Source organism: Saccharicrinis aurantiacus, from assembly GCF_001660705.2.
GTDB classification, from domain to species: Bacteria; Bacteroidota; Bacteroidia; order Bacteroidales; family Marinilabiliaceae; genus Saccharicrinis; species Saccharicrinis aurantiacus.
Genome location: NZ_LYBV02000026.1, coordinates 120,513 through 146,963, shown reverse-complemented (window position 1 = coordinate 146,963; position 26,451 = coordinate 120,513). Strand labels below are relative to the sequence as shown.

Here is a 26,451-nt window from a genome sequence, read left to right as displayed (position 1 = left end):
ACATAATTATGAAAAAACTAATTGTGAGCCTATGTATCATAGGCCTTATGTCGACCTATGCCTTTGCGCAGCCACAGAGTGGTTTAAAACTAAGTACCAATACAACCTTTATAAAGAGTACCAATGAATACAACTACAAGCCTTTAATGGGTTTAGGGATTGGTTATGAACATGCTTTTCGCTTTACTGATAGTTGGCATTTGACCCTGGGAGTCGGATACAATTTATCATCAGTAATGATAAACGATAAGACCTATGAGGATTATGAGTATTATGAGGGTGGTAATAATAACAGGAAGAGCTCTGAAGAATCGTTAGCAATTCCTATTGCAATAAATTACACTTATAATAAGTTTTCGGCAAAGTTAGGTTACCAATATGCCTATGTAAGCGATATTTCAATTTTTGCAACAGGTGGAGGAGGCTTTGGCATTGATCCACACTCTCATTCAATAGTAATGGGACTCGGATATAATTTTGGTTTTATGAGCTGCAGTCTTGATTATTTACATGGACTCAATCGGACACTATCTTCTTCGTCAGCATATGGTAACCCTTATTTCGGAGGCAATAGTGAATATTTAGTACAAACAAAAGAAACATTTAAAACGAATACTATTCAACTTTCTGTAACCATACCACTGAGTAAAAAGAAAAGCAAGTAAACATGATTAAACAAACATTATACTTCATAGGTATTCTACTATGCTTTTATTCGTGTATTAGCGATTTAGACTTAGATTATCCCGAGGCAGATAAACAGCCCATATTAAATTGCATTATGCAAAACGATAGCGCTATTAGTGCTCAGCTTAGTTGGTCAGCCACTAAGCACAATGGTGCAATAGAGCCCATATTAAAGGCGAATGTTAGCCTGTTTTTAAGTGGTGAGTTAATTGAAACAGTAAATCAGTCTGATGCAAAGGGAAACTATTTCTTTAAACATATAGCAACTCCAAATAAGGAATACGAGGTTACAGCTGCATTTGATCAATCTGTATTGTCGGCAAAAACTACTTCGGTAAGTAAGCCCAATATCACCATTGATAGAGAGTTTAAAGAGTATAGCAACGACGTAGTTAAAATTAGTATTAATAAAGTTGACGAATCTGTTGGTGCATTATATTTATTCATATACAATGAATATACCTCTTATGAAGATCAATCAAAGTATTGGTGTCACGAGTTTCTTTTTTGTAATTCACCCTTTGCAGATGATTTTAATGCCTATTCTTTTTCAGGTGGGCCGGATGGGTTTCATTACCTATACGACTATTTTGTTAGAGTAGATGCCAATAATTTAAGAAGTACAAAAGCTGTAATAAATCTAGTTACTCTTATTGGTTCGGAAAAGGTAAAGGTTCGGATTCTTACTACTAATCCTTTGTACGATGCCTATTTTAAATCGGCCTATTTACAACGCACTTTTGATCCTGAAATAAATTTACCCTTCTCCTATTATCCAGTGCCAATCCCCACTAACATAGAAGGAGGCTTGGGCATATTCTCGGGTGTTGATATTACAGAGTTTGTGTTTGATGATACAGCTAAAAACGACTCAATATCTATTCATTATTAAACTTTAGCCATCCTTTTATTATGAATAATTTAATTAAGCATTCAGGAACAATGAGTTTATTGTTTCTGTTGATTTACACTTCGGCATCCGCGCAAAGCGATGTGAAAATATACGGAACCATTAGCGATGCCAATTCTCAAGAGGCTTTACCGAATGCTTCTATTTACGATATGTCAACTTTTGTAGGAGCGGTTAGTAATCTGCATGGTTACTACACTTTAAGTATTCACCCAAAAGATTCTGTACAACTTTTGGTTTCTTTTATAGGCTATCAAAGTCAATTACTCAATATTAGCCTGTCGACTGATACATTAATTAATATTCAGTTACAAAAGGGTGTTGAAATTGAGGAGTTTAAAGTAATAGCTAAACGCTATCAGAGTATGGCAAAGGAAACAGGAATTACTAAAATGCCCATTAAGGATATTATTTATAATCCGGTTTTTATGGGAGAAGCCAACCTTATTAGCTCATTAAAAACGCTACCAAGTGTTAGTTCAGGTAAGGAGGGTGGCTCCGAACTATTTGTACGCGGTGGTAACTACGATCAGAATCTGATTTTGCTCGATGAGGCGCCTATCTACAATCTAAATCATGCCTTTGGTTTGCTTTCTGTTTTTAACGCATCCACTCTTAAAAGTGTTGATTTATACAAAGGTGGAATACCTGCAAGCTATGGGGGTCGTCTTTCCTCGGTGCTTGATGTTACATCCCGCGAAGGGAACAAAAAGGAGTATGGTGGCGAGTTATCGTTGAGTACACTATCGGGTGCATTCACTTTTGAAGGCCCCATAATAAAGGATAAAGCATCCTTCTTATTTTCGGCCCGACGATCGTGGGTTGATCAGTTGGTAATGCGCGCTATGAGTGATGAAGATGTTAAAATGGCTTTATACTTTTATGATATTAATGCCAAAGTGAATTTTACGGTAAAGGAGAAGCATAATTTCTTTATGAGTTATTACACGGGTAAAGACGAATTAAATGCGAGAGTGGATGAAGAGGAATCAAATTTTGCAATGCATCAAGGTTGGGGTAATCAGCTAGGATCGGTGCGTTACAATACCATTTTAAATAATGGTTCATTCTTAAATTTAAGTACCTACTATACCCAATTTGAAGAGTATGATGTTTCAGATGGTCACACAGATGGCGATTATGTAGAGCAAGCATCAGCTTCAACGCTTAAAGAGTTGGGATTTAAAGGCGATATCAACTGGTCCTTAAATTCTAGGCTGACCTTTAAAACTGGTATAGAGGCCAGTTGGAGAGGTATTGAGCCAAGCCATAAAACAGCTACATATAACGGAGATATAACACAAATCAATGCTCAAGAAAATCAAGAACAACTGAGTTATGTGGCATTTGCATCATCCATATACAAGTACAATAAGCTAAAATTAGAATTGGGCTTACGTGGAACTGTATTCCAAGATAAAGTACAAACCAATACCTATCTAGAGCCCCGACTCAATGCTTCGTACCAGTTAAGCGAGGCCCTAAAACTGAAACTTGGAGCTATGCGCAATGTTCAGCCCCTGTATGCCATGCGTAAAAATAATAATGGCTTTCCGGGTTATACTTGGCTTCCACTTACAAATGGGCTAATGCCACAGGAGGCTTGGCAGTCGTCAACTGGCTTTAATTGGCAAAAGGGTTCATGGATGATTGATGTGGAAGCCTATTATAAGCACATTTATAAGCAAGCGAGTAACTACCGATTTCCGTACGATATTTACGGCTCAAGCAATTGGTACGAACTTATTGATCAGGGCGAAGGAAGAGCCTACGGTTTAGAGTTTTTAGGAACCTATAATAATCATGGTTGGGATTTGCGCTTATCATACACCCTAGCGCGAGCTCAAAGTAAGTACGATGAGATTAATAATGGCGAATGGTTCAATTTTGATTACGACATCAGACATGAATTAAGCCTGGTGGCCTCCAAGGTAGTTTATAATCGCGATGGAATAAAAAGGTGGTTTACCAGTAGTTTTAGTTTGCACTCAGGCACTCCGGTTAGTATGCCAACCCATACTGCAAACAGTGCATTCCCAATTTTTGCAGAGGATGAGTACTACTCCGATTTAACTCAAGTAGATTACTATAATCAGCCCAACAATGCGCGCATGCCATTGTATCACCGCCTTGATATTGGTTTTAACATGGAAAAGCAAAAAGACCGAGGATCACGCACTTGGTCGGTGGGTGTAATTAACGCCTACAATAAACAAAACCCTTATATCTACTATAGATCAGATAAAGGGCAATTTCAGCAATTAACCATGTTTCCTATTATGCCATATGTGTCTTTTAAAAGGAGTTTCTAACACCGCACTGTGCAAATAATAAGATTCTTATCGTTGCGTTATTTATATTTTTTATAAATAACATAAAGCACTAGTTTAATAGTCAATCCATACATATATAGCTATTATGTTTTATACTTTAGCGTTGAGATATAACTGAATCTTTTTAAACATACAGACTTTAACATTTATGAGAACAAAAATGAAATGGCTTAAATTCATTGCAGCTGCTCTAACTTACCTTTTATGGGTAATATGGGTAGGTAACTTGTGGTTATTACCAGGTATTTTAATTGTATTAGATATTTACATTACAAAGAAGGTTCCTTGGAGTTTTTGGAAGAAAACCAAAGACGGGAGTAAACCTAAAGCTTGGATAGAGTGGATTGATGCCTTAATATTTGCCTTAGTGGCAGTTTATTTTATAAACTTATTTCTATTCCAAAACTATAAAATTCCATCCTCTTCAATGGAGAACTCTCTTCTTGTAAAAGATCACTTATTTGTTAGTAAAGTTAGCTATGGACCACGACTACCATATACTCCACTATCTTTTCCATTACTACAAAACACTATACCCATTTTAAATACGAAATCGTATTTTGAATGGCCTAAATGGGATTATAAGCGACTCAAAGGCTTTGGGAAAGTAGAGAATAATGATATTGTAGTTTTCAATTTCCCAACAGGAGACACTGTGCCGGTTAGATATACAAATCCAGATATATATAAGACGAGCCGATTAATTGGTTTAGCCTATGCCAATCATGATAAAAGTATATTAGCCGGTCTGGATAATGCTAGCCAATGGGAAGTCAATCATAAGCTAAAAGAGTTTGGTAGAACGCATATTTACAATCACCCTAATGATTATGGAGAGGTAGTTTATCGTCCGGTAGATAGAAGAGATAATTATGTAAAAAGATGTATTGCAGTGGCTGGAGATTCAATAGAAATGCGACATACCCAAGTTTATATAAATGGTGAAAAGTCTAAAAATATAGCAGGACTCCAGCATTGGTACAATATAACTACAAATGGAGTTAAGATAAACCAAAGTTTCATAGATAAACTTGAGATCTCCAGTGAAGATGTTCAAAATATGACGATGGGTCCATCTCAATATAGGATTCCTTTAACCGAAAAAAAGGCGTCAGAAATAAAAGGATTACCATTTATTCGTCATATAGTAATGGTCGATGAATTAGTGGATTCAACTAAATTACCAGATGTTTGGCCTTATAGCACCGATTATATGTGGTCAAGAGATAATTTTGGTCCATTATATATTCCACAGAAAGGAGCCACTATTCAATTGAATATGAAAAATATAGTGTTGTATGATAGGGTTATTACGGCTTACGAGGGTAATACCTTAAAAGTGAAGAACAACACTATTTATATTAATGAAGAAGAGGCTAGTGAATATACTTTTAAAATGGATTATTACTTTATGCTTGGAGACAATAGGCATCAGTCAGCCGATTCACGGTATTGGGGTTTTGTGCCCGAGGATCATGTTGTGGGGAAACCTCTTCTGGTGTGGTTATCTTGGAATCAAGATAAATCATTGTTTAACGGAAAAATAAGGTTTGATCGATTCTTTAAATGGGTAGGAAATGAGTAATGGCTCTATCTTAATTGTAATTATTAAACAACAAACGCAACTACTAATGTAATTGCGTTTGTTATTTGTATCTTATTTTCTATTGCTTTATTCTACTAAAAGCTAAAGTATTAATCATCCATTTGGGCAATCCCTTTTTAGGGTCTCTACCTTTAAGATTCATATACCAACCCAACTTTTCAATAATCGGAAGTTTATGCGTTTCAACAAACTCAATTAATGTTCCGTCTGGGTCTTCTATATAAGCAAAGTGACCTGCTGCTACTCCCATATCAAAGCTATCAGAGCTATCTACAGTAAATGCATTGTTCTTACTTTTACATTCTTCGCGTAAAGCATCCATGCCAATAATATCAAAGCATAGGTGAATAAAGCCCAATTCGCCCCATATTCTATCTTTAAATATTTTCTGAGGTTCGCGCTCTAAAGCTTGCACTAATTCTATTTGCGAAGGACCATAAATTTTACTGAAACTACCAGTACGAGGTTTCGAATGTTTCAGTAATATTCTTCTGAATTTCTGATCTCCAGAAGGAAGACATTTTAAATCATCAAAGGCATCGGTTTTATCATACACCACCTCATCATAACCCAATATATCTCTATATACTTTTAAGGATTCGTCAACGTTACTAACTCCAATAGTACAGCCATAAACGCCACCAGTTACTGATTTTTGCTTTTTGTAAAGAAAGCTACTAGCCACAACCTCGAATAAATTGTTATACGGATCTTTTACATAGTAATGTTTGTTACCACTAGGGTCCTCTGAAATTTCACCTTGAATATCTAAACCACTCGCTTTATGAGTTTCATAAGCAGTGTTAATATCTGAAGTTTTTATTTTAGTACTGTAGATTCCGTAATCACCCAAGTTTAATTCAAAAGCAGGAGCTTTGGGTTCTATACCGGTATGTTGCCATATCTCAAAGCCTCCGCCACCTTCCATATTAATGGCAAGTGCAGCATATCTTTCTCTGGTTTTTCCATCAGTATGAGGTAACATTAATTCAGCAACAGCAGTATCTTCAAATACATTAATATCCATTCCGAAGTGCTTGATGTACCATGCCCATGCTTCCTTGGCATTTTTAACGCCTACTCCTATTTGTTGAATTCCTGTTATTGTTTTATTCATCTGCTGATTTGTTATTTCATTAATAGTACCACCTATAATAAAGCTACTTATGATCTATTTTATTGGTCATTATTCTGTACATAAATGGTACGAACCGACGAATATACACCATTAATAATTCTTTTTGGCCTACTAATATATCTTTCTTATTTTTTTTAATAGCTTTTAATATTTGATCGGCACACTTATCGCTTGGCATTCCAGTTTCCTGACCAGGATCCATAACACCATTTGCGCTTCCATCAGAAAGTAAAGCATGCTTTGAAATATTGGTTTGAATACGGCCTGGCGAAACAATGGTTACATTAATATTATCCTTATGTAATTCAGCACTTAGCGACTCAAAGAAACCTTGTAGTGCATGTTTAGATGCTGCATACGCCGAGCGTAAAGGAAATCCAAACTTACCAACAATACTACTTGTTACCACAATATGTCCGCTCTGTTGTTGAATCATATAGGGTAAAACCAATTTAGTTAATGCTACTACACTAAAAAAATTGAGCTCCATTATTTTTCTATCATTCTGCAAAGGGGTGTCTTTAACCAACGATCGTTGACTCATGCCTGCATTGTTTATCAACAAATCAATGCGGCCTACCCTTTTAATAACCCGATCAACCAGGTCATCAAATTTATCAATATCAAATAAGTCGGCTTCAAAAACATCACACTGTTTTGTGTGCTGCAAACAAATAGTTGCTACTTCCTTGAGTCGTGATTTATTGCGAGCTGTAAGTACTAAGTGGGCACCTTCATTAGCCAATGCATAAGCCAATGCCTCACCTATCCCCGATGAAGCTCCAGTAATCCACACTATCTTATTTTTAAGATCTTTCATAGTTTATCTTAGCTGATTATAACGATATAGAACTTTTAATTTCGCTGCGCATTAATTGTAATGCTGATTTGAGTTCTGGATTCTTCTTAAATATTCTATTATACTTAAAGTGATTGAATAGTTTGATGTATTCATCTCTTAATAAAACACTCCAGAAACCAAAGAAGGCTATGGCTAAAACCGATAATATTCCGCTGTATGTTGTAGTTATAGCAACCACTGTTGCTAAAATAGCGTAATAAATAATACCGAAAAGCCATGATGCGCCAACGTATACTGAGCCGTAAAACTCATCGGTTTTAACAACCTTTTCAGCAACCTTTCTTCCCAAAAATACAGGGAGCACATTCAAAATATATGCAAGAGAAAAGAGTGGTGATACAATGAATAATAAGATAGATTTTAGCGCAATGTTTTTACTTGGCGTAATTGCTTTATCTCTTAAATTATGTTTGTGCAAACTATCAAAATATTTTTTAGAGCTAGCTTCTAGGGCTTCGTATTTCTGATTGTTATTGGCGTATAAATCATTTATTTTATCCGCAACAGCTTTCTCTTTTGCTAGCTGCTCAGTATCATTATTAAGAATGGGAAGGGACTTTGGTGGTTTATCGTTCTCAATAATCTCAAGACATTGATTGGCTAAAGTGTCTGTTTCTTTATTTTCAAGATGAATAGATTTACTTACCAAGGCAGCATGTAAATCATTATTAAACTGATTAGTTGCTTTAGCAGGATTCTCCTTGTAAAGAGCTTCGTACTGCTTCATTTCAATGGGCTCACCAAAGTCAACCATAACGCGCTCACGTATTTTTGGAGCATTAGTATAGTTCATCGAAACCGGAACCACTTTTAATCCTAAATTAAAATCGCTGCTCTCTTCAGCACCAAAAGCAATACGAGCAGTACCTTTGCGTATTTTACGAACGCGTTTTTCAATAACACAAATTCCTTCTGAGTGAATTAGAATTACCTTACCCTTACGTAGCTTTCGCGAGTAACTATCTAATGCTTCAATGTTCTTTTTAACATCCTTAGCATTATCCATTGCGCGGTATATTGGCGATACAAACATTTGCCCCAATAAAAAACGGTTTAGCTTGGTGCTAAAAACATCGCCACGAGCCAAAAAAGTTAACTCTCTTTTTGTAAAAGCACCCAAAGTCATATCATCGATAAACGAGTTTGGATGCATAGCAGCTAATATTACCGGCCCACTTGAAGGGTAATTCTTAATATTTCCGAAGCTTACTTTTCTGAAGAATAACCTCAGCGTAAACATCATGGTATACTTTAATAAATAATAGAGCATTACTTTTTCTTCTTTTGTTTGGCTTTATCAAGCGACATTAGTAGGGTTGGTAATAATATTAAGTTGGTAAGCATAGCAACAATTAAGGTTAAGGATACCAATAAACCTAATGCTATAGTTCCTCCAAAGCTTGATGCCGTGAATATTGAGAATCCAAAGAATAATACAATAGATGTATAAATCATGCTAATACCAGAACCCTTGATGGCTTCGATAACCGAGAATTTAATGCGTCCTTTGTGTAAAGCTAACTCTTGCTTGTATTTGGCTAGGTAATGAATACTATCATCCACTGAAATACCAAACGCAATACTAAATACCAATATGGTTGAAGGTTTGATATGAATACCGAAATAGCCCATAACTCCTGCAGTAAATAACAATGGAATTACATTAGGTAAAATGGATATTAATGCAGTTCGGAGCGATTTAAACATTATTGATATGAAAATAGATATCAATACAATTGCAATGGCTAAACTCATAAATAAGTTACGAACCAAGAAGTTTGTTCCTTCTAAGAAAACCAAACTTGTACCAGTAAAGGTAACATCGTATTCTGAGGGTGGGAAAATCTTATCAACTTCAACTCGTAACTCATCCTTCAACGCTTTAATTTGAATGGTATTTACATTTGCCATCATCACAGTCATTCGTGCGATCTGTCTTGTTGAATCTAAAAAGGCTGATAAGTCGGCGCTAGATCCCCCAGCTTGCTTAATGTCCTTTATTTTATTTAATTCCTTAGGCGGGGGAAGTACATAGTATTTACTATCGCCCCCCCGGTAAGTTTGATAAATGTATTTTATTCCATCAATTATCGACATTGGTTTAGTAAAATCCCTTTTGAAGTTTTCATTCCGTTGAATCAACTTATCCAATTTATGCATTTTATAAAGGGTTTTTGCTCCATTGGCAAATATCCCATTTTCTTCTTTTGCATCTATGATAATCTCAAAAGGAAGAACTCCCTTATACTCTTTTTCAAAGAATAATAGATCTTGATAAACATCATCATCATGCGGAATATCATCAACTACATTACCTGCAGTTTTGATTTTGCTCATGCCTATTACACTAATTAAAACCAATGACGCTGTTCCAAAATATACTTTATTTCTACTATTTAAAGTATTCGAAATAAGCCATTTTATGGTGTTGGTTAAAAATTTATTGTCAAGATGCTTCGTATGTTTTGAATTCGGTTTCTTCTGAAAACTTAATGTGATTGGGAAAATTGTAACCGAAATAAGAAACAAACACATAATATTGATAGAAGCAATTATACCAAATTCTACCAAAAGTGAAGAGCTTGTTACCAAGAAGGTAGCAAAGCCTGCAGCAGTTGTTAGGTTCGTTAAAAAGATAACTCCACCAATTTTACTAATTGTTGTTTCTAATGCAACCGTTGCTTTACCATGCGATTCGCATTCCTGATGGTATTTATTAAGCAGAAATATAATATTAGGAATACCTATAACAATAATAAGCGGCGGTATTAAGCCTGTAAGTATAGTAATCTTAAATCCGAATAGTACAACAAACCCGAATACCCAAATTACTGATATTCCAACTATAAATAATGAGGTAAGTACTACTTTGAACGAGCGGAAAATTATATAAAGAATGATGGCTAAAACAAGCGCGGCTAATCCAATAAATAAACTTAGCTCACCTCTAACTTTCGACATTACGTGTGTGCGGATATACGGTAGTCCGGAGTAATGAATTTCAATGCCAGTTTCCTCAGTAAAGATTTCGGCAGCTTCTTGCAGATGGTGCACTAATTCAATACGACTTTTAGAATTGACAATATCGTTTTCAAGCGAAATCGACATTAAGGTTACAAAAGAAGTATCGGTTTTTGTAAATACAAGATCCTTATAAAAACGGTTTGATGTAAGGTCTTTTATGATGGAATCAAGTTCGAGCTGTGTTTTTGGTACTTTGTTAAAGTAGGGGTAATTACTAATAGTTGAATCTGCCTTTGAATACGACAAACCTTGCAGTGAGCAAAGTGAAGTTACCGACTTTACACCCCTATAGTCTTCTTTATTATACTCAACTGTAATCTCCTTAATATCTTTACTAAGTTTATAAAAGGCTTCAAAATTATCGAGTTGAAGTACTGATGGGTCCTTAACGCCTAATAATATTAAGCGAGCATCTTCTCCAAAGAGTTCTTTAAAGTTATTATACTCAATAAAAGTAGAGTCTGTTTCTGGCAACATTTGTGCTAACTCGTAGTCTAGCTCTACTTTTTGGGCATTGTACCCCATAAAAAGAGTAATACCTATGATAGCCGATAATATGGCTACTCTATATTTAATTATTGCGTGATTTACTTCGTGCTTTTTCACCTAGTTTGTAATCTTGAAAATGATAAATACTAAGGAAAAATTCCCTAGTGCAAATATTTTGCAAATATAGGAGTTCTACATTTAAGGATTACTTAAGTTGGGTGTTTTCTCGCACAGTTTTCTAAATGTTTTTAATGAGTTTATGATGCGCTTATTTTTTCTTTGAGGCAACTAATGAATAAACAAGTGGGAACTTGTCTTCTAAACCTTTAATCTTATGTTGGTTTTCCTCTACCTCTATTGTGTTCTCAAAACAATTATAAGGTGAGTAATTATACTCCTGAAAGTCGTTAATGCTTAAACCTGTTTTAATAATTGAATTGATAACAGTACTTAATCCATGATTCCAACATACAGATTTCTCTTTTATATTAGAGTTTGATTCAGAATCTGTATAAGTAGCTTCTAATTCTTCGATGATAGCTTCTGAATCAGAATAATTAAATTCTACTTTCTTAAAATCATAGCTAAACATCCAAACTATAGGGTGAAACTCTACAAAAACTAACTTACCTCCAGGTTTTAGAAAGTGGTTAATAATTTCGGCCCATTTTTCCATATCCGGGAGCCAACCAATTACTCCGTATGATGTGTATATTATATCAAACTTTTCATCTAAAACATCAGGTAGTTTGTAGATGTCGCTTTGTATGAAACTTGCATTTGTACTAAGCGAACTATTTAACTCTTTGGCTTTCTTAATGGCTTCATCAGAAAAATCAACACCTGTTGAAATAGCCCCATGTCTTGCTAAGGAAATTGTATCCATACCAAAATGGCATTGTAAGTGCAATACTTTCTTACCATCTAGATTACCTAATAATTCTAGTTCAATCGGATTTAAAGAATCTTTTCCTTTTAAAAAGGAATCAACATCATAAAATTTAGATTTATAATGTATTTCAGTTTTTTTATTCCAAAGGTTTTTGTTGATGCTGATATAATCCATTTAGGAGTTTTTTTAATAAATAGAGTTAAAGTTCATATTTAGATAATGCAAATCTAAAAATTGTTTTGTCAATAATGTATAATAATCCGCATGCAAGAGTAATTATAAAAGCTAAGGATGGAATTTTGTGAAAGGTACTCATGATAATATCAATAGAGTATTTGAATGTACTGTGTAAAGTACTCATTCCGTAAATATCAAGTAGCTCAATATTACTCTGAGCAAACCATAAGAGCAATAGAATACTGGCGCAAGATAATGCGAAGTAAATAGTGGTGTAATTTAGCTTAGTTTCTTTCTTTAATTCAAAAACAGGAGCTTGTGAACCCACAGTGTGCATAACCTTTTTTGTAAAATCAGCTGAAGGTTCTTCAAGTTCTATCGATGAGAATAAATCACGTAAAAGTTCATCGTCTTCGTTGGTATGTATATTATGATGTTTCATCTTCTTAAAATTTAAATTTATTAGGCCTGAATTAATGATTGTGCTTTCCCGTTCATTAACTTTTGTAAAATAGCCAACATGTTTTTTCGAGCTCTATGTAGTTTTACTTTTACATTACTTGAGCTGAGTTCAGTAGTTTTTGATATTTCTTCAATACTTAATTCTTGATAGTAATATAAAACTAATATGAAGGCCTCATCCTCTTTAAGCTTGCTAATTGCTATTTTTATAATTTTCTTTTTATCAAATCTTTCTAAATGATCAATTTGATAACTATCAAGGTTTATATCAATTTCATTTAGATCATCAATGTTCTGATTAAAATGTTTTTTGATACGTACTTTACTCAGTGCAGTTCTGTATATTATTTGATATAGCCATGTGCTAAACTTTGATTTTCCTTTGAAAGTATTTAAATTTTTATAGGCTTTAACAAAAGCATCCTGAGCTACTTCCTCAGCATCTTCACTGTGTTTTGTTATACTTAGAGCCAAGGTATAGGCCATCCTCTTGTATTTATCCACAAGGGCACTATAGGCTTCTACTTTGCCGCTTTTAATTTCCTCTATAAGTAAATTGTCTTCTTTTGGGTTCATCTATACGGTATGACGCCTTTAAAAGAACTCAAGTTACAGATATTTGTAAAATAAACTCTTTTAAATTAGTGAGACACCTAGAGCGGTATTAAGACACCTTCAAACTCGATATTTATTAATTACCACAAGGTTTATTACTATTTTAAATAACTATAAAGGAAAAAAGTGAAAATTTTTCTATTTATCAAATAAATACTTTATTACCTAATAAGAATCATATACATGAATATGCTTAATTTGAGGATATTCTTAGGTTTTTTGTAAATATCATAGATTATAGCTCTGTTTTATTGATAGTTCCACATCACTCAAGAGAACAAACCCAAACAACTCACTACAAATACATTACAAACAACACTCAAATAATACAGTAAGAGTTTATAATAGATTTTCACTCTTATAAAGTATACAAAATGATCATTGAATATTCTTAATACGAACTACTATTATTTAGTGTTGGTTATTAATTTGACAGATTGTCATTTTGTTAAATAACTTACCAAACCTAAGTTACTGAACGTGAACGATTAATGTTTTCCCTTGTGTTTATTTTAAAAAAAACATAACTTAAACTTGTAATCTATTTACGGTGAATCAGAGTAACCCAATTGGAGATCTTATCGATCTGTTAATCATTTAACAGGTAATACCTATTCTATACATTCCAGAATCTTACAACAATTGATTCTCGGTTAGTTTAAGTGCTTAATACTAGTTTTATGAGAAAAATTAGAATAATAATTAGCACACTATTATTTTGCTCGTTGGCAGGATATTCTCAGAGCCTTATTAGGTATGCATTCACAGATTTTCCATCAAAGAATTGGAAATCGGCTTCATTGATGTATGTAGCAGGTTTTGCCGATGGACATGCTGAACTTCTTTCGCATCATTATTATAAATTCGAAAGGACTTTTCCTAATGCTAATGCACAATTTTGGAACCCAGAACTATCTTGGGTGAATAAGTATAAAAATAATGACCCAAATCAGGGGCCTAAGTATTTTGGCAGCACCAACGTATTTGTATTAGCCACCGATGGCTATCATGCATGCAAGTTTGTTCAAAAATCAGCAATAGTTGCTGCATTGGTCATCAAAATTGGTGAAAAGAAAAAGTTTAAATTTTACATTGTTGACGCTGTTATGTATTTAGTTACATATACCCTTGGCTTTTATACATCTTACAGTTGGATGTATAGATAGTCTATCTCTTCTATATATAAGCAAGCCTTCGCTTGCTGTATAATATTATGGAATTCATTTTACTTAAATTGTTAATATTATTACTATGGAGTTTATTCGTTCTATAAGATTGATGGTGCTTTTATTTATTGTTAGTATATATTCATGCGGTGAGGAGGATATAAACCTTGTTATAGTTGAACCAACCATTATTGAAGGTGTAAGATTGTTCTATAATGTTCAAAACCAAGACATGTCAAATTTAGGGTGGGAAGAGAAAGAAAAAGATATTTCTTTTTTATCCTGTAATGGTACCATTTGTTATAAAGTGATTAAAGGTGAGTATAGCGGAGATAATGGCGTATTTATTAGCGAAATGATAATTCATTTGGATAATCAAGAGACTGCTGAAACAATGCTTAAAATGCTTGAAATAGAATTATTAAAAGGAATGGATGATCCTCAACTAAATTATACCTATAAGGATGGATTACATACTTATATTAGAGGTGTTGAACGTTTTGAAGTATCTACATCAGAATTAAATACTAGTATCGTAGTAACTCCTGTTGTAAATTTGATTCAAGCTTCACGTTAACAAAAAAAGCTTCACAATTGTGAAGCTTTTAGTACCGAGAGGCGGGCTTGAACCGCCGACCTCATGATTATGAATCATGCGCTCTAACCAGCTGAGCTACCTCGGCATTTTGTTGCAAATGCTTCAGAGAAGCGGAGTGTTATTCCTTTTTTGCGGTGGCAAATGTATAGGATTAATTGTTAATTACCAAATGAAGTTTGTAAATAATTTGATGTTATTTTAAGCTTTAAACTTATCTGTTTAAGATTCAATTTATTAAAGTTTAAAATAAATTATAAGTCGGATTGCCAAACATAACAATCTTTCATTTTAATTTCAGGTTTATCTTTAAAAATACCATAAACGGCCGCTCCACTGCCTGTCATGCTTGCATAAATTGCACCTAGCTTACAGAATTCTTCTTTTATAGCTTTAATATCAGGATGAGCATTTAATATGCCTGGTTCAAAATCGTTAGATATTAAAGTAGTCCAATTCTCCAAAGGTTCGTTGATGGCATCCTTAATGGGATGCTTTGGCTTTTGAGGTGTAATACCACTAAAAGCTTCTGCCGTTGAAATATGAACGTTTGGTTTGATTAGCACAAGATGATAGCCTTGCAGGTTTAAATCAATGGTTTGAAGTTCTTCACCAATGCCAGAGGCGAAACACGGTGTGTTTAAAATAAAAAAAGCACAGTCGGCACCAATTTTGGCTGCATAAGCGATGAGTTCATCTTTGCTTAGGCCCAATTTAAACAAAGTATTTATTGTGCTTAGGGTAAATGCTGCATCAGCTGATCCGCCACCAATACCAGCACCAAAAGGTATTACTTTATGTAAATGTATTTTTATCGGAGGTATATCAAAGTCTTCTTTCAGCTTTAAGAGTGCCTTAATACAGAGGTTGTCTTTAGCATCGCCATCAATAACTAAACCAGAGGAACTCCAAATATAGGGCTCGTTAGATTCTTTATTTTCTATAATTTCGAGTGAATCGCAAAGTGCTATAGGGTAAAATACGGTTTCTAGGTTATGGTAACCGTCTTTACGTTTTTCGGTAATATTAAGTCCTATGTTTATTTTAGCATTGGGAAAGCAAATCATATGTATTGTTTTTATTGCGACAAATATACAATAGTTCGTTAGTTTTTAGTAGAAGATATGTGCGAATAGAATTTGAAAATGAACAATAAGATGAATAAGTATTATCAGTGAGAAATATTTACTAATATTAGTTATAGGATTTAAGTGCTTGCAGTTATTTGGCTTAGGGATAAGAGCGGCATCCTTTGTGAGCCCATTATGGCGAAGCAAAGATATAGCGTTTAGCCCGCCCCGCAGGGAAGCCCCAAGTTAATTATTAGTTGTTAATGAGACTTACAGCTTACTAGGTGTTTTAATAAACCATTCATCTTCATACTTGATACTCGCAAGCTAGTGTAGTACGTTTGATAATGTTTTGTACATTTGTGTATCAATTAATATCAACCCATAAATAAACAATCATTATATGCGCAATCTACTGTATATTATTACGGCTATGGTTATATCACTATCGGCCTGTAAAACAAAACCTAATGCACATAAACCTGCACCTTCGGGCAAAGCGGGAGTTATGGTAATTGTAATGAACGATTCTGTAAAGAAATCGGAAGGAGGTAAAATGATTTGGGACATTATGGTTCAGCCTATGATTGGCCTGCCACAAGAAGAACCCATGTTTGATGCTTCGGTGATACCCTACCGCTCGTTTTCTGATTTTATGAAGACTTACCGTAATATTGTTATTGTTGAAGTGGGTGCAAAGGTGAAGGAAGAAGGTATTAAGTTTTATAAAGAAACTTGGGCTCGAGATCAGGCACTGGTTAAGGTATTTGCTAAGGATACGAGTAGTTTAAAACTACAGATTGAAGAGAATGAACTAAAGCTTGTGGGCTTTTTTACCAAGGCTGAACGCGATAGACTAAATAAGTTTTATACAAAGACTTTTAGTAAGGAAATGACGGACTTAATGAAAGAGAACTACGATTACGTGATTAATGTACCGCGCGAATTTAGCTTACGCAAAAGAAACGATGAGGTGCTATGGATGTCGCACGAAACAGCATCATCGAGCCTAGGAGTTATCACTTACCAAATTGATTATGTGGGCGAAGGTTCCTTCTCTAAAGAGTATTTACTTAACAAACGCTACGAGATGCTTAAGGCTCAAGTTCCTGGACCAAGTGAGGGTTCCTACATGACTACGGAACCTAAATTTCCGGTTAGCTATCAGGTAATTAATACCCCTAACGATAAAAATGTTATTGAGCTACGTGGCTTGTGGCGTGTTGAAGGCGATATGATGGGCGGACCATTTATTAGCTACTCGCACCTAAATAAAGAAACCAATAAAATAACAGTTACCGAAGGGTATGCATACAACCCTACAAAACCTAACAAACGCAATATGATGCGCCAGTTAGAGGCTGTTTTACGCACCTACAAACCTATAAAAAAAGCAACTGAAACAGCTACTAAGTAGGCTTGTATGGATTCCGGATAGGTAAATCCATTAACAAATTATAATTAACAATTAACAACTCTACAACATGGGTTTTCCTAGTTTAACGCGCGCTGCCTTGCAACAGGCAACGCGTAAAAACGAACTGATTATTGAAACGGGTAAACAAATTCAGAAAGACTTTGCGGAGTTTGGTTTTACCATTCACTTCTCGGAGCAGGCTGATATATTCTACGACGAGCTATTTCACCAAATGAAGTTTTATGTGGCCGATTTATTGGCAAACAACATGGAGCAGTTTATGCATTTTTTATATCGTATTGATGTGAGTGAGCAACAAATTGCCATGTATCAGAACGAAATGCCCGATAGCCATTACGACGAAGTAATCACAGAGTTAATCATACACCGCGAGCTTAAAAAGGTAATTACCCGAGATTATTTTCGCCAGCAAAGCAAACAAAATAGCAACGAATTGACTTAATAAGATTGTATAGTTTTTAGTTAGTAGTCAGTAGTGACTTAAATAGAGTAATAAGGCAACTTAGAAATTAGCCTAAAGCCTATTGCAGAATAACTACTCCCCTACATGCAGAAACTGTAAGTTTATTAACCATTAACAATTGATAATTAACAATTAAAAATACATGCAACCAACTATAATTAAGGCTCAAGCTTTGGACAATAGCAACAAAGCGGTTATCATTAGTAAGGCCGACGATTTATCGCAACTATCGCTAAATTCTAACGAATTGGCATACATACAAGGCAAGCTTGATGCCGATAAAAAACTAATTACTTTAAATCAGCTAAGCAACTTTTTATTTATTGTGTTAAGCGATAAAGATGGAAACGATGAATTAGAAAGCTTACGCAAAAAAGGTAATAGCATATTTAAAACCCTAAAAGGCGAGGATCTAAATACGGTTTCTGTTCTAGATTTAAAGGGATGCACACAATCAACTTTGGCTTTAGCCGAAGGGATTGCCTTAAGTGCCTACAGCTTCAACTATAAAACTGAAGGTAAAGAAAAGGAATTTGCACTAACTGAGGTTACAGTGCAGTCTGAAGTAATTACCGAGGATCAAATTACAGAACTAAATCACATTGTTGATTCTGTTTATATCACACGCGATTTAGTAAATACTCCGGTAGATAGATTAAATGCCACTGACATTGCCGACTTTATGGTGGCACAAGGTCAAAAGGATGGTTTTACTACCGAAGTGCTTAACAAAACTAAGATTGAAGCTCTTAAGTTTGGAGGTTTATTGGGCGTAAACAAAGGTAGTATCGATCCGCCTACATTTACCATAATGGAGTGGAAACCCGAGAATGCTAAAAACACAAAACCCTACGTATTAGTGGGTAAAGGTGTGGTATTTGATACGGGTGGTATTAATCTAAAAACGCCTCCCGGAAGTTTAGATACCATGAAATGTGATATGGGTGGAGCAGCTTCGGTTATCGGAACAATGGCGGCCATTGCTAAAAACAAATTACCAATACATATTATCGGTTTGGTACCTGCTACAGATAATCGCCCAGGCGAAAACGCAATAGTACCAGGCGATATTTTAACCATGCACAACGGCTTAACCGTAGAGGTACTAAATACCGATGCCGAAGGTCGTTTAATTATGGCCGACGCTATTAGTTACGCCAATAAATACGAGCCTGAATTAGTAATTGATTTAGCTACATTAACAGGTTCGGCTGTTATGGCAATTGGCGAGTATGGTACTGTAGGTATGGGAACGGCAAGCGATGCTACTTTTGCACAATTAGAAGCAGATGGCTATGCCACTCACGAGCGCGTAGTGCGCTTCCCTTTTTGGAGCGATTACGATGAGTTGATTAAGTCAGACATTGCTGATATTAAGAATCTAGGTAGCCGCGAAGGAGGCTCAATTACCGCAGGTAAATTCTTAGCTAAATTCACCAACTATCCATGGATTCACCTTGATATTGCAGGTCCTTCATTTCACCTTAAAAAAAGCAGCTATCGTGGTAAAGGCGGCTCAGGAGTTGGCGTTCGTTTATTATACCAATTCTTTAAGGGCTTAAGCAAGTAATAAGCTCTATACATCATAATATAAAAGCGTTAAGGATAGCATTATCCTTGACGCTTTTTTCTTTTATCCCAAAATAATTTGGGCAGTTATACGGGCATTCCACTATAGTAATTACTTTAGGCGGCTCGTTTTATATAGTCGGTGCGTGGGCTTCCTGCGGTCGCCTACACCCTCCTTATAAAATCGGCAGCCTAAAGCAATCACTGCCGTTTCATACCCTACTGCGCAAAAGGCTAAGATATTTCAATTAGTCTATGATCTATAAACTAACATCTCTTATCTAAAAGGTCTTATCTTTTGCCTTTTGTTTTTATCTTTACAAACTTTAAGTATATTGTTGCAATTAGCATGGGTTAAGGGTAAATAACCTAACTCACAAAACTAGTATGCCGATTAATCCAATCGAAATACTCACAATAGGAGACCAAAATGAAAGGAAAAATAAAAATAGGAATTACTCATGGCGATATTAACGGAATTGGTTATGAGATAATTTTCAAAACTTTAGCCGACAACCGTATGTTGGACTTTTGTACACCAGTAATTTACGGATCGTCTAAAGTAGCTGCTTACCACCGCAAAACACTAAACATAGCTAACTTTAGTTTAAATAATATTAAGGAAGCTAACGAAGCGCATCCTAAAAGGGTTAATATTATCAACTGTGTTGATGACGAAGTAAGAGTTGAATTAGGTAAAGCCACTAAAGATGGAGGTACTGCTGCATATATGGCCATTGAAAAAGCCACTAACGATCTTAAAGATGGTAATATTGATGCGCTTGTTACAGCTCCAATCCATAAAAAGAACATTCAGTCTGATGAGTTTTCGTTTCCAGGGCATACCGAATATCTTGAGCAAAAGTTTAGCGATAATGGCTCATTAATGTTACTAATCAGTGATATTATGAAAGTAGGTGTTGTTACAGGACATATACCGGTAACACAAGTATCTAACGCCATAAACACAGATAAAATTGTTGATAAACTGCGTATATTAAATCACTCACTAAAAAATGACTTTACCATACGCAAACCAAAAATTGCCGTATTGGGCTTGAACCCACATGCAGGCGATAATGGCTTAATAGGTAAAGAGGAAATTGATGTAATTATTCCGGCCATAGAAAAAGCAAAATCATTGGGTATTATGGCACTTGGGCCCTACCCTGCTGATGGTTTCTTTGGTTCAAATAACCTTTCAAAGTTTGATGCTGTATTGGCAATGTACCACGATCAAGGTTTAATACCATTTAAAACACTATCATTCTCTAATGGGGTTAATTTCACAGCTGGTCTGCCTGTAGTTCGTACTAGTCCTGACCATGGCACTGCATTTGAAATAGCAGGACAGGATAAGGCTGATCCAGAATCATTCCGTCAGGCTTTATATCAGGCTATCGACATTTATAAAAGCAGAAATAATAATGCTGAGATTAGCAAAAGGCCATTACGTTCTTACGATATCTCTAAAATGGATGATAAACTTGATGTTGAATTACCAAAGGAAGAGCCTAAGCAAGAAAACGAAGCTTAATTTAAAGTGTAAACATATAAGAATAGAGGCTGATAAATCAGCCTCTTTTTTTGTTACACCTCGTTTCAAATAGTATTACTTAACAACAGCTAGTACTCCTTAAAATCAAAGCTATTATAATTCATCAATTTATGTATGATGGTATGTTAATTGTATGGACATTGGTACAATAAAGTTGCATCTTTACTATACCGTAAAATTAAAATCTCAGTACCTGATATTCATAAAATAATAATGAATATCACACTAAAAAAAGAATCATGAAGCAATCATTTCACAATATATCAATCCGAATATTAACCATTAGCTCAGCAATAATTGCCATTTTTATTATTTCGCAATTGTTTGTTAACTCAACACCACCAGAAAGTAAAGAAGCCATTCCTCTAGAGGAAGTAAACCCCTACTCTATTCATTCACTCGAAATACCAAACCAATTAAATTTTGCCGGTGAAAAAGTACCCCTTGAGAAGCATTGGGTTAAAGAAAACTTTGATAGAGAATTACTGGTAAATACCTATTGGCAATCGCAAACAGTATTGTTTGTGAAACGATGTAATAGATATTTTCCGATTATAGAACCTATTCTAAAAGAAAATAACATTCCTGACGACTTTAAATACTTAGCTGTTATTGAAAGTAGCTTAATGCCACGAGCAATTTCTCCTGCAGGAGCAGCCGGAATTTGGCAATTTATGAAAACTACAGGTCGCGAGTATGGACTTGAAGTTACTACCGAGGTTGATGAACGCTACAATATAGAAAAGGCAACAGTGGCTGCCTGCAAGTACTTTAATAAAATGCATGCTGAGTTTGGAGACTGGACTTTAGTAGCTGCATCATACAATGCCGGCAGAACAGGAATAAAAAAGCAGCTAAACAAGCAATTAATTGATAATTATTACGAGTTATTATTAGGTGAAGAAACCGGAAGATATGTATATCGTATTTTAGCCATTAAAGAAATACTTACGCATCCTGATTTTTACGGCTTCCATGTTGATGAGGATCATTTGTATGGCGCTATTCCTACAAATATAATTAAAGTTGATAGTACCATTGTTAATATTGCCGAGTTTGCCAAACAACACAATAGTTCTTACAAAGAGTTTAAAGACTTAAATCCATGGTTACGTGCCAATGCATTAACCAATACTAGAAAAAAGGAATACTCAATTGCCCTTCCTAAAAGGTAATTCTCATTTGATTATAATTCCAATATCAACAGAAAGTTATTGATATTAGAATTACAATTTATTTGAAGTTGATACTTTTAAATACCTCTAGTAATTTCTCTTCAATTTTACCTTGATCGTCACTTAAAATGGAGATATAAATATCTGCAACATTCTCTTTGTGCACTAAAATAAACAAACAGTGATCGTAGTCTTTTGCGTATTCTGAATTACAATCGAATAAGGAAGTTGCAGCAAAGTCGGCATTAAACTCAATTCTAGCAACCTCGCTATGCAGGCTGTTTTGAGTTGGCATATTACCTGCACCCAACTGAGAAATACTAAGAATATTTGCCATATACATTGACTCATAGTATTTATTTGGGTTTACTACTGTTACATTAGGATCAGCCAAATTAGTTTCGTAATCCGACATTAAACTAGCTAAAGGGAATATTGTATAACGCACCTCAATGCTATCCTTAACACTAAGCAAGGCATAGTTATAAGTTAAATCTGGATTTTCGATAACAGGCGTTGACTTGAAACCCGTTGGAGCTTTAAACTGAATATTATGATCTTTAAGGAGTGTGTTAAAATCTCCTTTTGTTTGAGCATTGCCTTCTAATAAAAAGCATGTGAGTAATAATAGTAGAAGTTTGTTCATGTGGTTTAATTTTTCGATGACACTAATATACATATATTAAATTAACATAAACAACCTAAGAGGTATTCTGTAAGTGTTAGCATACAAACTCCTTCAACCATAATTGAACCTTGAAACCATTAGGTTTTTATCAAGAAATCTAATATAGAGAACATTAGCCTTTTATTACTTTCAAAGTAGTTAAGCTGTGTTCTGATTTCAGCATCTGTTTGAACTTTATCTCCGCCTTGCGCTATTTCTTCACTACAATTTAGCAACATGGTATCAATGGTATCTGTTGTCTGCTCTAAATGAAACTGAAGTCCAATAACATTGTTATTGATTTTGTAGGCTTGATTAACCACCTCGTCAGTTGATGCTAACAACTGTGCATCTATAGGTAAATCAAAAGTATCTCCATGCCAATGAAATACTTTAACATTATCACCCTGTTTACCTAGAACAGAATCCGCTGTAATACTTAATGGGTACCAACCAATTTCTTTACAAGGACCGGGGTATACTTTAGCACCCAATGCTGAGGCTATAAACTGAGAACCTAAACAAATACCAAGAATAGGCTTACCTAACTGAATACAAGCTCTTATAAATTCTGCTTCATGTTTAATCCATGGGTACTCTTCAAAATCATACACTCCCATTGGTCCGCCCATAACAATTAACAGGTCAAAGGCATTCAAGTCGGGTAATATATCTCCTTTAAACTGGCGGGTGCAAGTTAGCTCGTACCCATTGTTTTCTACCCACTCTTCAATGTTTCCTAGTCCCTCAAACGCTACATGTTGTATCCAGTGAATCTTCATGATTGGTAGTTTTTATCTATATAAAAATACCAAGACTAACTACTTAAAGCTAAAATCTTGGTATGATATCTTGTAATAAATTTCAATTACATTTTTTCAGGGACATCAACTCCTAATAAGAACATGGCATTCTTTATGGTTTTCCCTACCGATTTAGATAGAACAAAACGCATTTGCATAATGTCTTTATCCTCTTCAGTTAAAATATAATGATCGTGATAAAACTGATTGTATTCTTTAGCTAGGTCATATGCGTAATTAGCAATAACTGCAGGTGAATATGTCTTTCCAGCTTCGGCAACAATGTTAGGGAAATTAGAAATCATCTTGATTAAGTTGTTTTCTTTTTCATCTATAGCTACACTAGTATTTAGCTGCTCATCAACAGTAACCCCTTGGTCGGCAGCTTTTCTGAAAATAGACTGAATACGCGCATGTGTATATTGTATGAACGGACCAGTATTTCCATTAAAGTCAATAGACTCCTCTGGATTAAAAGTCATATTCTTACGAGGGTCAACTTTAAGAATAAAGTATTTTAAAGCACCCAAAGCAATCATTTTATATACTTTCTCAGCTTCCTCATCAGTATAACCATCAAGCTTACCTAATTCTTTAGACATATCGCGAGCAGTATTTACCATTGCATCAACCAAATCATCAGCATCAACAACTGTTCCTTCTCTCGATTTCATTTTACCTTGAGGTAATTCAACCATTCCGTATGAGAAGTGCTGTAAATCCTTCCCCCAATTGAAACCTAATTTATCTAAAACTAACGATAGAACCTTGAAGTGGTAATCTTGCTCATTACCTACAACATATACCATTTTATCGATATCATAGTCGTCGAAACGAAGCTTTGCTGTACCAATATCTTGGGTCATATAAACAGAAGTTCCATCTTTTCTTAGCAAAAGCTTCTCATCTAAACCTTTATCAGATAAGTCAACCCAAACACTGCCATCTTCACGCTTATTGAAAGTACCTTTTTCAAGACCTCCCAATACCATATCTCTACCTACAGTATAGGTATCAGATTCGTAATATATTTTATCAAAGTCTACACCTAATTTTTTATAACTAACATCGAAACCTGCATAAACCCATTCGTTCATCATTTTCCAATCAGCATATACTTCTTCATCCTTAGCTTCCCACTTTCTTAGCATTTCACGTGCTTCGAGAATTAGTGGAGCATTGTTCTCTGCATATTTAGCCAATTCATCACAAGCTTCAAGTTGAGCAGCTTCAACTTCATTAAGGCCCTCTTTGCTTTTCTTTTTAGCTTTTAATGACTTGTGCAGAGCACCAAAATCTTCAGTATCCTTAATAGCTGAATAATCACTTAACTTATCAGCAATGATTTGAGCTATTTCAATTTTATATTCCTTATCGAATTTCACATAGAAGTCACCTACTAAATGATCTCCTTTTTTACCTGATGACTCTGGAGTAATTCCTTCACCCCACTTTTTCCAGGCAAGCATCGATTTACAAATATGTATACCTCTATCATTAACAATATTGGTTTTTACAACCTTATTGCCGTTTGCAGTAGCAATTCTTGATAGAGAGTATCCCAATAAATTGTTTCTGATATGCCCAAGGTGCAATGGTTTATTGGTATTTGGAGAAGAATATTCAATCATCATTAATGGTGAATCCTCCTTAGCCTCAACATAACCAAATTGATCTTTAAGAGCTATTTCGTTGATTAGATTTAACCAATAGTCAGCAGCAAGTTCAATATTTAAGAAGCCTTTTACAATATTATAGGCTGCTACAGATTCTTCGTTGGCTTTAATATACTCGCCAATTTCAATACCGGTATCTTCAGGCGACTTTTTTGAAATCTTTAGAAGTGGAAAAACAACAATAGTAAAATCACCTTTCAAATCCTTGCGAGTAATTTGTACTTGTGCTTGTTTCTCGTTTATATCCTGATTGTATAATTCTTTAACGGCAGTTATTAACCTGCTTCTTAATTGATTTTCTATGCTCATTACTTGCGTATGCTAAAATTCAAAATTTGAAAGTGCAAAGATAAAAGAAAGTGTTTAATTATTGCGGATAGGAGCGATAGATTTCAATACTAGAAAAGTGCAATGCAGCGAAATTAATCGTATACCTTATTCTACTAGTTCAAATTCGATATTAATGATGTATTCTCCATCGATATTATGCCCATTGTATTGCGCCGGAATCCATTGCCAATTGTTCGGAAATGTTTTGGCAACATCAACAACTGCCTTATCTAAGAGGGGATGCAACTTTTCTCTAACATAAAAACTAACAATCTCGCCAAGGTTATTAATCTGAATTGCCAAAGACACACGGCCTTTTATGTTATGCTTTTTTGCTTCAATTGGGTAGCGAATATTTTTAATCAGAAAAAGATAAGGAATTATAGGGCTACCCTTAAAGTATACTGGAGTTTGAACATAGTCTTCAACTTTATCTTTTCCTGATATTTTACTGATTCTTTGTGTATCGTAGTTATACTCATACTCAAATATCGCATCTAATGAAAAATAAAGCCACTTACCTATTTTAGTATTATTTGAGAACTGCCCCTTCTCAATTACCTTGCCTTTATAGAACCTAAGATAACTACCATCCTTTATGCTTGTATCATTTTTCAAACTAAGATATTCTTCGTAGTAATTACCATCCACATGTTTTACAAGTGTGGTTTCTTGGGCAAAGACTTTATTAGTCTGAAGTAAACTTATAAGAAATAGAAATGTGTATAGAAGCCTCAAAATTCGAT

23 protein-coding genes and 1 tRNA gene are annotated in these 26,451 nt (G+C 34.8%); 11 read left to right on the top strand and 13 right to left on the bottom strand.

Annotated features, from left to right (window positions below):
• Positions 1-8: 8 nt before the first annotated feature.
• The 4 genes from A8B35_RS10750 (at position 9) to lepB (ending at position 5,515) form a co-directional block, all read left to right on the top strand.
• Positions 9-665, top strand: coding sequence for an outer membrane protein (locus A8B35_RS10750; RefSeq protein WP_139314866.1), 657 nt, complete (start codon positions 9-11; stop codon positions 663-665).
• 2 nt (positions 666-667) lie between these two features.
• A complete protein-coding gene (locus A8B35_RS10745; protein ID WP_071792532.1) occupies positions 668-1,579 on the top strand; it encodes a DUF4249 family protein in 912 nt (303 codons plus the stop codon).
• A 20-nt stretch (positions 1,580-1,599) separates the two neighbouring features.
• Positions 1,600-3,909 carry a TonB-dependent receptor gene (locus A8B35_RS10740; RefSeq protein WP_068472754.1) on the top strand — a complete coding sequence of 770 codons (2,310 nt, stop codon included), beginning with the start codon at positions 1,600-1,602 and terminating at the stop codon, positions 3,907-3,909.
• Between the two features lie 169 nt (positions 3,910-4,078).
• Positions 4,079-5,515 (top strand): signal peptidase I, encoded by a 1,437-nt coding sequence (gene lepB, locus A8B35_RS10735; RefSeq protein ID WP_068472753.1) that lies wholly within the window; start codon positions 4,079-4,081, stop codon positions 5,513-5,515.
• Between the two features lie 79 nt (positions 5,516-5,594).
• On the opposite strand, the gene A8B35_RS10730 is transcribed toward lepB, so the two are convergent.
• The 7 genes from A8B35_RS10730 to A8B35_RS10700 all read right to left on the bottom strand — a co-directional run bounded on the left by A8B35_RS10730 (position 5,595) and on the right by A8B35_RS10700 (position 13,156).
• Positions 5,595-6,653, bottom strand: coding sequence for a VOC family protein (locus A8B35_RS10730; RefSeq protein WP_068472752.1), 1,059 nt, complete (start codon positions 6,651-6,653; stop codon positions 5,595-5,597).
• A 43-nt stretch (positions 6,654-6,696) separates the two neighbouring features.
• Positions 6,697-7,494, bottom strand: coding sequence for an SDR family oxidoreductase (locus A8B35_RS10725; protein ID WP_068472751.1), 798 nt, complete (start codon positions 7,492-7,494; stop codon positions 6,697-6,699).
• Positions 7,495-7,510: 16 nt separating this feature from the next.
• Complete coding sequence (locus A8B35_RS10720; protein ID WP_068472750.1) at positions 7,511-8,806, bottom strand: 1-acyl-sn-glycerol-3-phosphate acyltransferase; 1,296 nt, start codon at positions 8,804-8,806, stop codon at positions 7,511-7,513.
• Positions 8,806-11,166: an efflux RND transporter permease subunit gene (locus tag A8B35_RS10715; protein ID WP_068472748.1), complete on the bottom strand. Its 2,361-nt coding sequence runs from the start codon at positions 11,164-11,166 to the stop codon at positions 8,806-8,808. Before A8B35_RS10715 ends, A8B35_RS10720 begins: the two co-directional genes overlap by 1 nt.
• 151 nt (positions 11,167-11,317) lie before the next feature.
• Positions 11,318-12,115: a class I SAM-dependent methyltransferase gene (locus A8B35_RS10710; RefSeq protein WP_068472746.1), complete on the bottom strand. Its 798-nt coding sequence runs from the start codon at positions 12,113-12,115 to the stop codon at positions 11,318-11,320.
• Between the two features lie 25 nt (positions 12,116-12,140).
• Positions 12,141-12,560: a hypothetical protein gene (locus A8B35_RS10705; protein WP_068472745.1), complete on the bottom strand. Its 420-nt coding sequence runs from the start codon at positions 12,558-12,560 to the stop codon at positions 12,141-12,143.
• Between the two features lie 20 nt (positions 12,561-12,580).
• Positions 12,581-13,156 (bottom strand): RNA polymerase sigma factor, encoded by a 576-nt coding sequence (locus tag A8B35_RS10700; protein ID WP_068472740.1) that lies wholly within the window; start codon positions 13,154-13,156, stop codon positions 12,581-12,583.
• Positions 13,157-13,875: 719 nt separating this feature from the next.
• Between A8B35_RS10700 and A8B35_RS10695 the strand changes: the two genes are divergently transcribed.
• Together A8B35_RS10695 and A8B35_RS10690 are read left to right on the top strand one after the other, a co-directional pair.
• Positions 13,876-14,361 (top strand): hypothetical protein, encoded by a 486-nt coding sequence (locus A8B35_RS10695; RefSeq protein ID WP_075602905.1) that lies wholly within the window; start codon positions 13,876-13,878, stop codon positions 14,359-14,361.
• Positions 14,362-14,446: 85 nt separating this feature from the next.
• On the top strand, positions 14,447-14,938 hold the full coding sequence (locus tag A8B35_RS10690) for a hypothetical protein (RefSeq protein WP_068472738.1): 492 nt from the start codon (positions 14,447-14,449) through the stop codon (positions 14,936-14,938).
• A 32-nt stretch (positions 14,939-14,970) separates the two neighbouring features.
• Here A8B35_RS10690 and A8B35_RS10685 read toward each other — a convergent pair.
• Both A8B35_RS10685 and ispE read right to left on the bottom strand, forming a co-directional pair.
• A tRNA-Met gene (locus A8B35_RS10685) sits at positions 14,971-15,044 on the bottom strand.
• Positions 15,045-15,210: 166 nt separating this feature from the next.
• Entirely contained in the window at positions 15,211-16,023 is an 813-nt protein-coding gene (gene ispE, locus A8B35_RS10680; protein WP_068472736.1) for a 4-(cytidine 5'-diphospho)-2-C-methyl-D-erythritol kinase, read from the bottom strand.
• A gap of 406 nt (positions 16,024-16,429) precedes the next feature.
• Here ispE and A8B35_RS10675 point away from each other — a divergent pair, with 406 nt between their 5' ends.
• The 5 genes from A8B35_RS10675 to A8B35_RS10655 all read left to right on the top strand — a co-directional run bounded on the left by A8B35_RS10675 (position 16,430) and on the right by A8B35_RS10655 (position 22,229).
• Positions 16,430-17,443: a DUF4837 family protein gene (locus A8B35_RS10675; RefSeq protein ID WP_068472735.1), complete on the top strand. Its 1,014-nt coding sequence runs from the start codon at positions 16,430-16,432 to the stop codon at positions 17,441-17,443.
• A gap of 67 nt (positions 17,444-17,510) precedes the next feature.
• Positions 17,511-17,906 (top strand): hypothetical protein, encoded by a 396-nt coding sequence (locus tag A8B35_RS10670; RefSeq protein WP_068472731.1) that lies wholly within the window; start codon positions 17,511-17,513, stop codon positions 17,904-17,906.
• A gap of 163 nt (positions 17,907-18,069) precedes the next feature.
• A complete protein-coding gene (locus tag A8B35_RS10665) occupies positions 18,070-19,497 on the top strand; it encodes a leucyl aminopeptidase family protein (protein WP_068472727.1) in 1,428 nt (475 codons plus the stop codon).
• Positions 19,498-19,926: 429 nt separating this feature from the next.
• The gene (pdxA, locus tag A8B35_RS10660; RefSeq protein ID WP_068472726.1) at positions 19,927-21,033 is read left to right on the top strand and encodes a 4-hydroxythreonine-4-phosphate dehydrogenase PdxA; all 1,107 of its coding nucleotides are present in this window, start codon (positions 19,927-19,929) and stop codon (positions 21,031-21,033) included.
• A 260-nt stretch (positions 21,034-21,293) separates the two neighbouring features.
• Positions 21,294-22,229 carry a lytic transglycosylase domain-containing protein gene (locus A8B35_RS10655; protein ID WP_068472724.1) on the top strand — a complete coding sequence of 312 codons (936 nt, stop codon included), beginning with the start codon at positions 21,294-21,296 and terminating at the stop codon, positions 22,227-22,229.
• 58 nt (positions 22,230-22,287) lie between these two features.
• Here the strand turns inward: A8B35_RS10655 and A8B35_RS10650 are convergent, their stop codons facing one another.
• The 4 genes from A8B35_RS10650 to A8B35_RS10635 all read right to left on the bottom strand — a co-directional run bounded on the left by A8B35_RS10650 (position 22,288) and on the right by A8B35_RS10635 (position 26,443).
• Positions 22,288-22,875, bottom strand: coding sequence for a hypothetical protein (locus tag A8B35_RS10650; RefSeq protein ID WP_075602904.1), 588 nt, complete (start codon positions 22,873-22,875; stop codon positions 22,288-22,290).
• Positions 22,876-22,994: 119 nt separating this feature from the next.
• The gene (locus A8B35_RS10645) at positions 22,995-23,678 is read right to left on the bottom strand and encodes a glutamine amidotransferase-related protein (RefSeq protein ID WP_068472714.1); all 684 of its coding nucleotides are present in this window, start codon (positions 23,676-23,678) and stop codon (positions 22,995-22,997) included.
• An 86-nt stretch (positions 23,679-23,764) separates the two neighbouring features.
• Complete coding sequence (gene argS / locus A8B35_RS10640) at positions 23,765-25,684, bottom strand: arginine--tRNA ligase (RefSeq protein WP_068472713.1); 1,920 nt, start codon at positions 25,682-25,684, stop codon at positions 23,765-23,767.
• 126 nt (positions 25,685-25,810) lie between these two features.
• The gene (locus tag A8B35_RS10635; RefSeq protein WP_171973190.1) at positions 25,811-26,443 is read right to left on the bottom strand and encodes an energy transducer TonB; all 633 of its coding nucleotides are present in this window, start codon (positions 26,441-26,443) and stop codon (positions 25,811-25,813) included.
• Positions 26,444-26,451 lie beyond the last annotated feature (8 nt).

Bases quoted from the DNA above. Each gene is read 5' to 3' on its own strand.
- A8B35_RS10750 (WP_139314866.1), top strand. From the start codon at position 9: ATGAAAAAACTAATTGTGAGCCTATGTATCATAGGCCTTATGTCGACC.
- A8B35_RS10745 (WP_071792532.1), top strand. From the start codon at position 668: ATGATTAAACAAACATTATACTTCATAGGTATTCTACTATGCTTTTAT.
- A8B35_RS10740 (WP_068472754.1), top strand. From the start codon at position 1,600: ATGAATAATTTAATTAAGCATTCAGGAACAATGAGTTTATTGTTTCTG.
- lepB (WP_068472753.1), top strand. From the start codon at position 4,079: ATGAGAACAAAAATGAAATGGCTTAAATTCATTGCAGCTGCTCTAACT.
- A8B35_RS10730 (WP_068472752.1), bottom strand. From the start codon at position 6,653: ATGAATAAAACAATAACAGGAATTCAACAAATAGGAGTAGGCGTTAAA.
- A8B35_RS10725 (WP_068472751.1), bottom strand. From the start codon at position 7,494: ATGAAAGATCTTAAAAATAAGATAGTGTGGATTACTGGAGCTTCATCG.
- A8B35_RS10720 (WP_068472750.1), bottom strand. From the start codon at position 8,806: ATGCTCTATTATTTATTAAAGTATACCATGATGTTTACGCTGAGGTTA.
- A8B35_RS10710 (WP_068472746.1), bottom strand. From the start codon at position 12,115: ATGGATTATATCAGCATCAACAAAAACCTTTGGAATAAAAAAACTGAA.
- A8B35_RS10705 (WP_068472745.1), bottom strand. From the start codon at position 12,560: ATGAAACATCATAATATACATACCAACGAAGACGATGAACTTTTACGT.
- A8B35_RS10700 (WP_068472740.1), bottom strand. From the start codon at position 13,156: ATGAACCCAAAAGAAGACAATTTACTTATAGAGGAAATTAAAAGCGGC.
- A8B35_RS10695 (WP_075602905.1), top strand. From the start codon at position 13,876: ATGAGAAAAATTAGAATAATAATTAGCACACTATTATTTTGCTCGTTG.
- A8B35_RS10690 (WP_068472738.1), top strand. From the start codon at position 14,447: ATGGAGTTTATTCGTTCTATAAGATTGATGGTGCTTTTATTTATTGTT.
- ispE (WP_068472736.1), bottom strand. From the start codon at position 16,023: ATGATTTGCTTTCCCAATGCTAAAATAAACATAGGACTTAATATTACC.
- A8B35_RS10675 (WP_068472735.1), top strand. From the start codon at position 16,430: ATGCGCAATCTACTGTATATTATTACGGCTATGGTTATATCACTATCG.
- A8B35_RS10670 (WP_068472731.1), top strand. From the start codon at position 17,511: ATGGGTTTTCCTAGTTTAACGCGCGCTGCCTTGCAACAGGCAACGCGT.
- A8B35_RS10665 (WP_068472727.1), top strand. From the start codon at position 18,070: ATGCAACCAACTATAATTAAGGCTCAAGCTTTGGACAATAGCAACAAA.
- pdxA (WP_068472726.1), top strand. From the start codon at position 19,927: ATGAAAGGAAAAATAAAAATAGGAATTACTCATGGCGATATTAACGGA.
- A8B35_RS10655 (WP_068472724.1), top strand. From the start codon at position 21,294: ATGAAGCAATCATTTCACAATATATCAATCCGAATATTAACCATTAGC.
- A8B35_RS10650 (WP_075602904.1), bottom strand. From the start codon at position 22,875: ATGAACAAACTTCTACTATTATTACTCACATGCTTTTTATTAGAAGGC.
- A8B35_RS10645 (WP_068472714.1), bottom strand. From the start codon at position 23,678: ATGAAGATTCACTGGATACAACATGTAGCGTTTGAGGGACTAGGAAAC.
- argS (WP_068472713.1), bottom strand. From the start codon at position 25,684: ATGAGCATAGAAAATCAATTAAGAAGCAGGTTAATAACTGCCGTTAAA.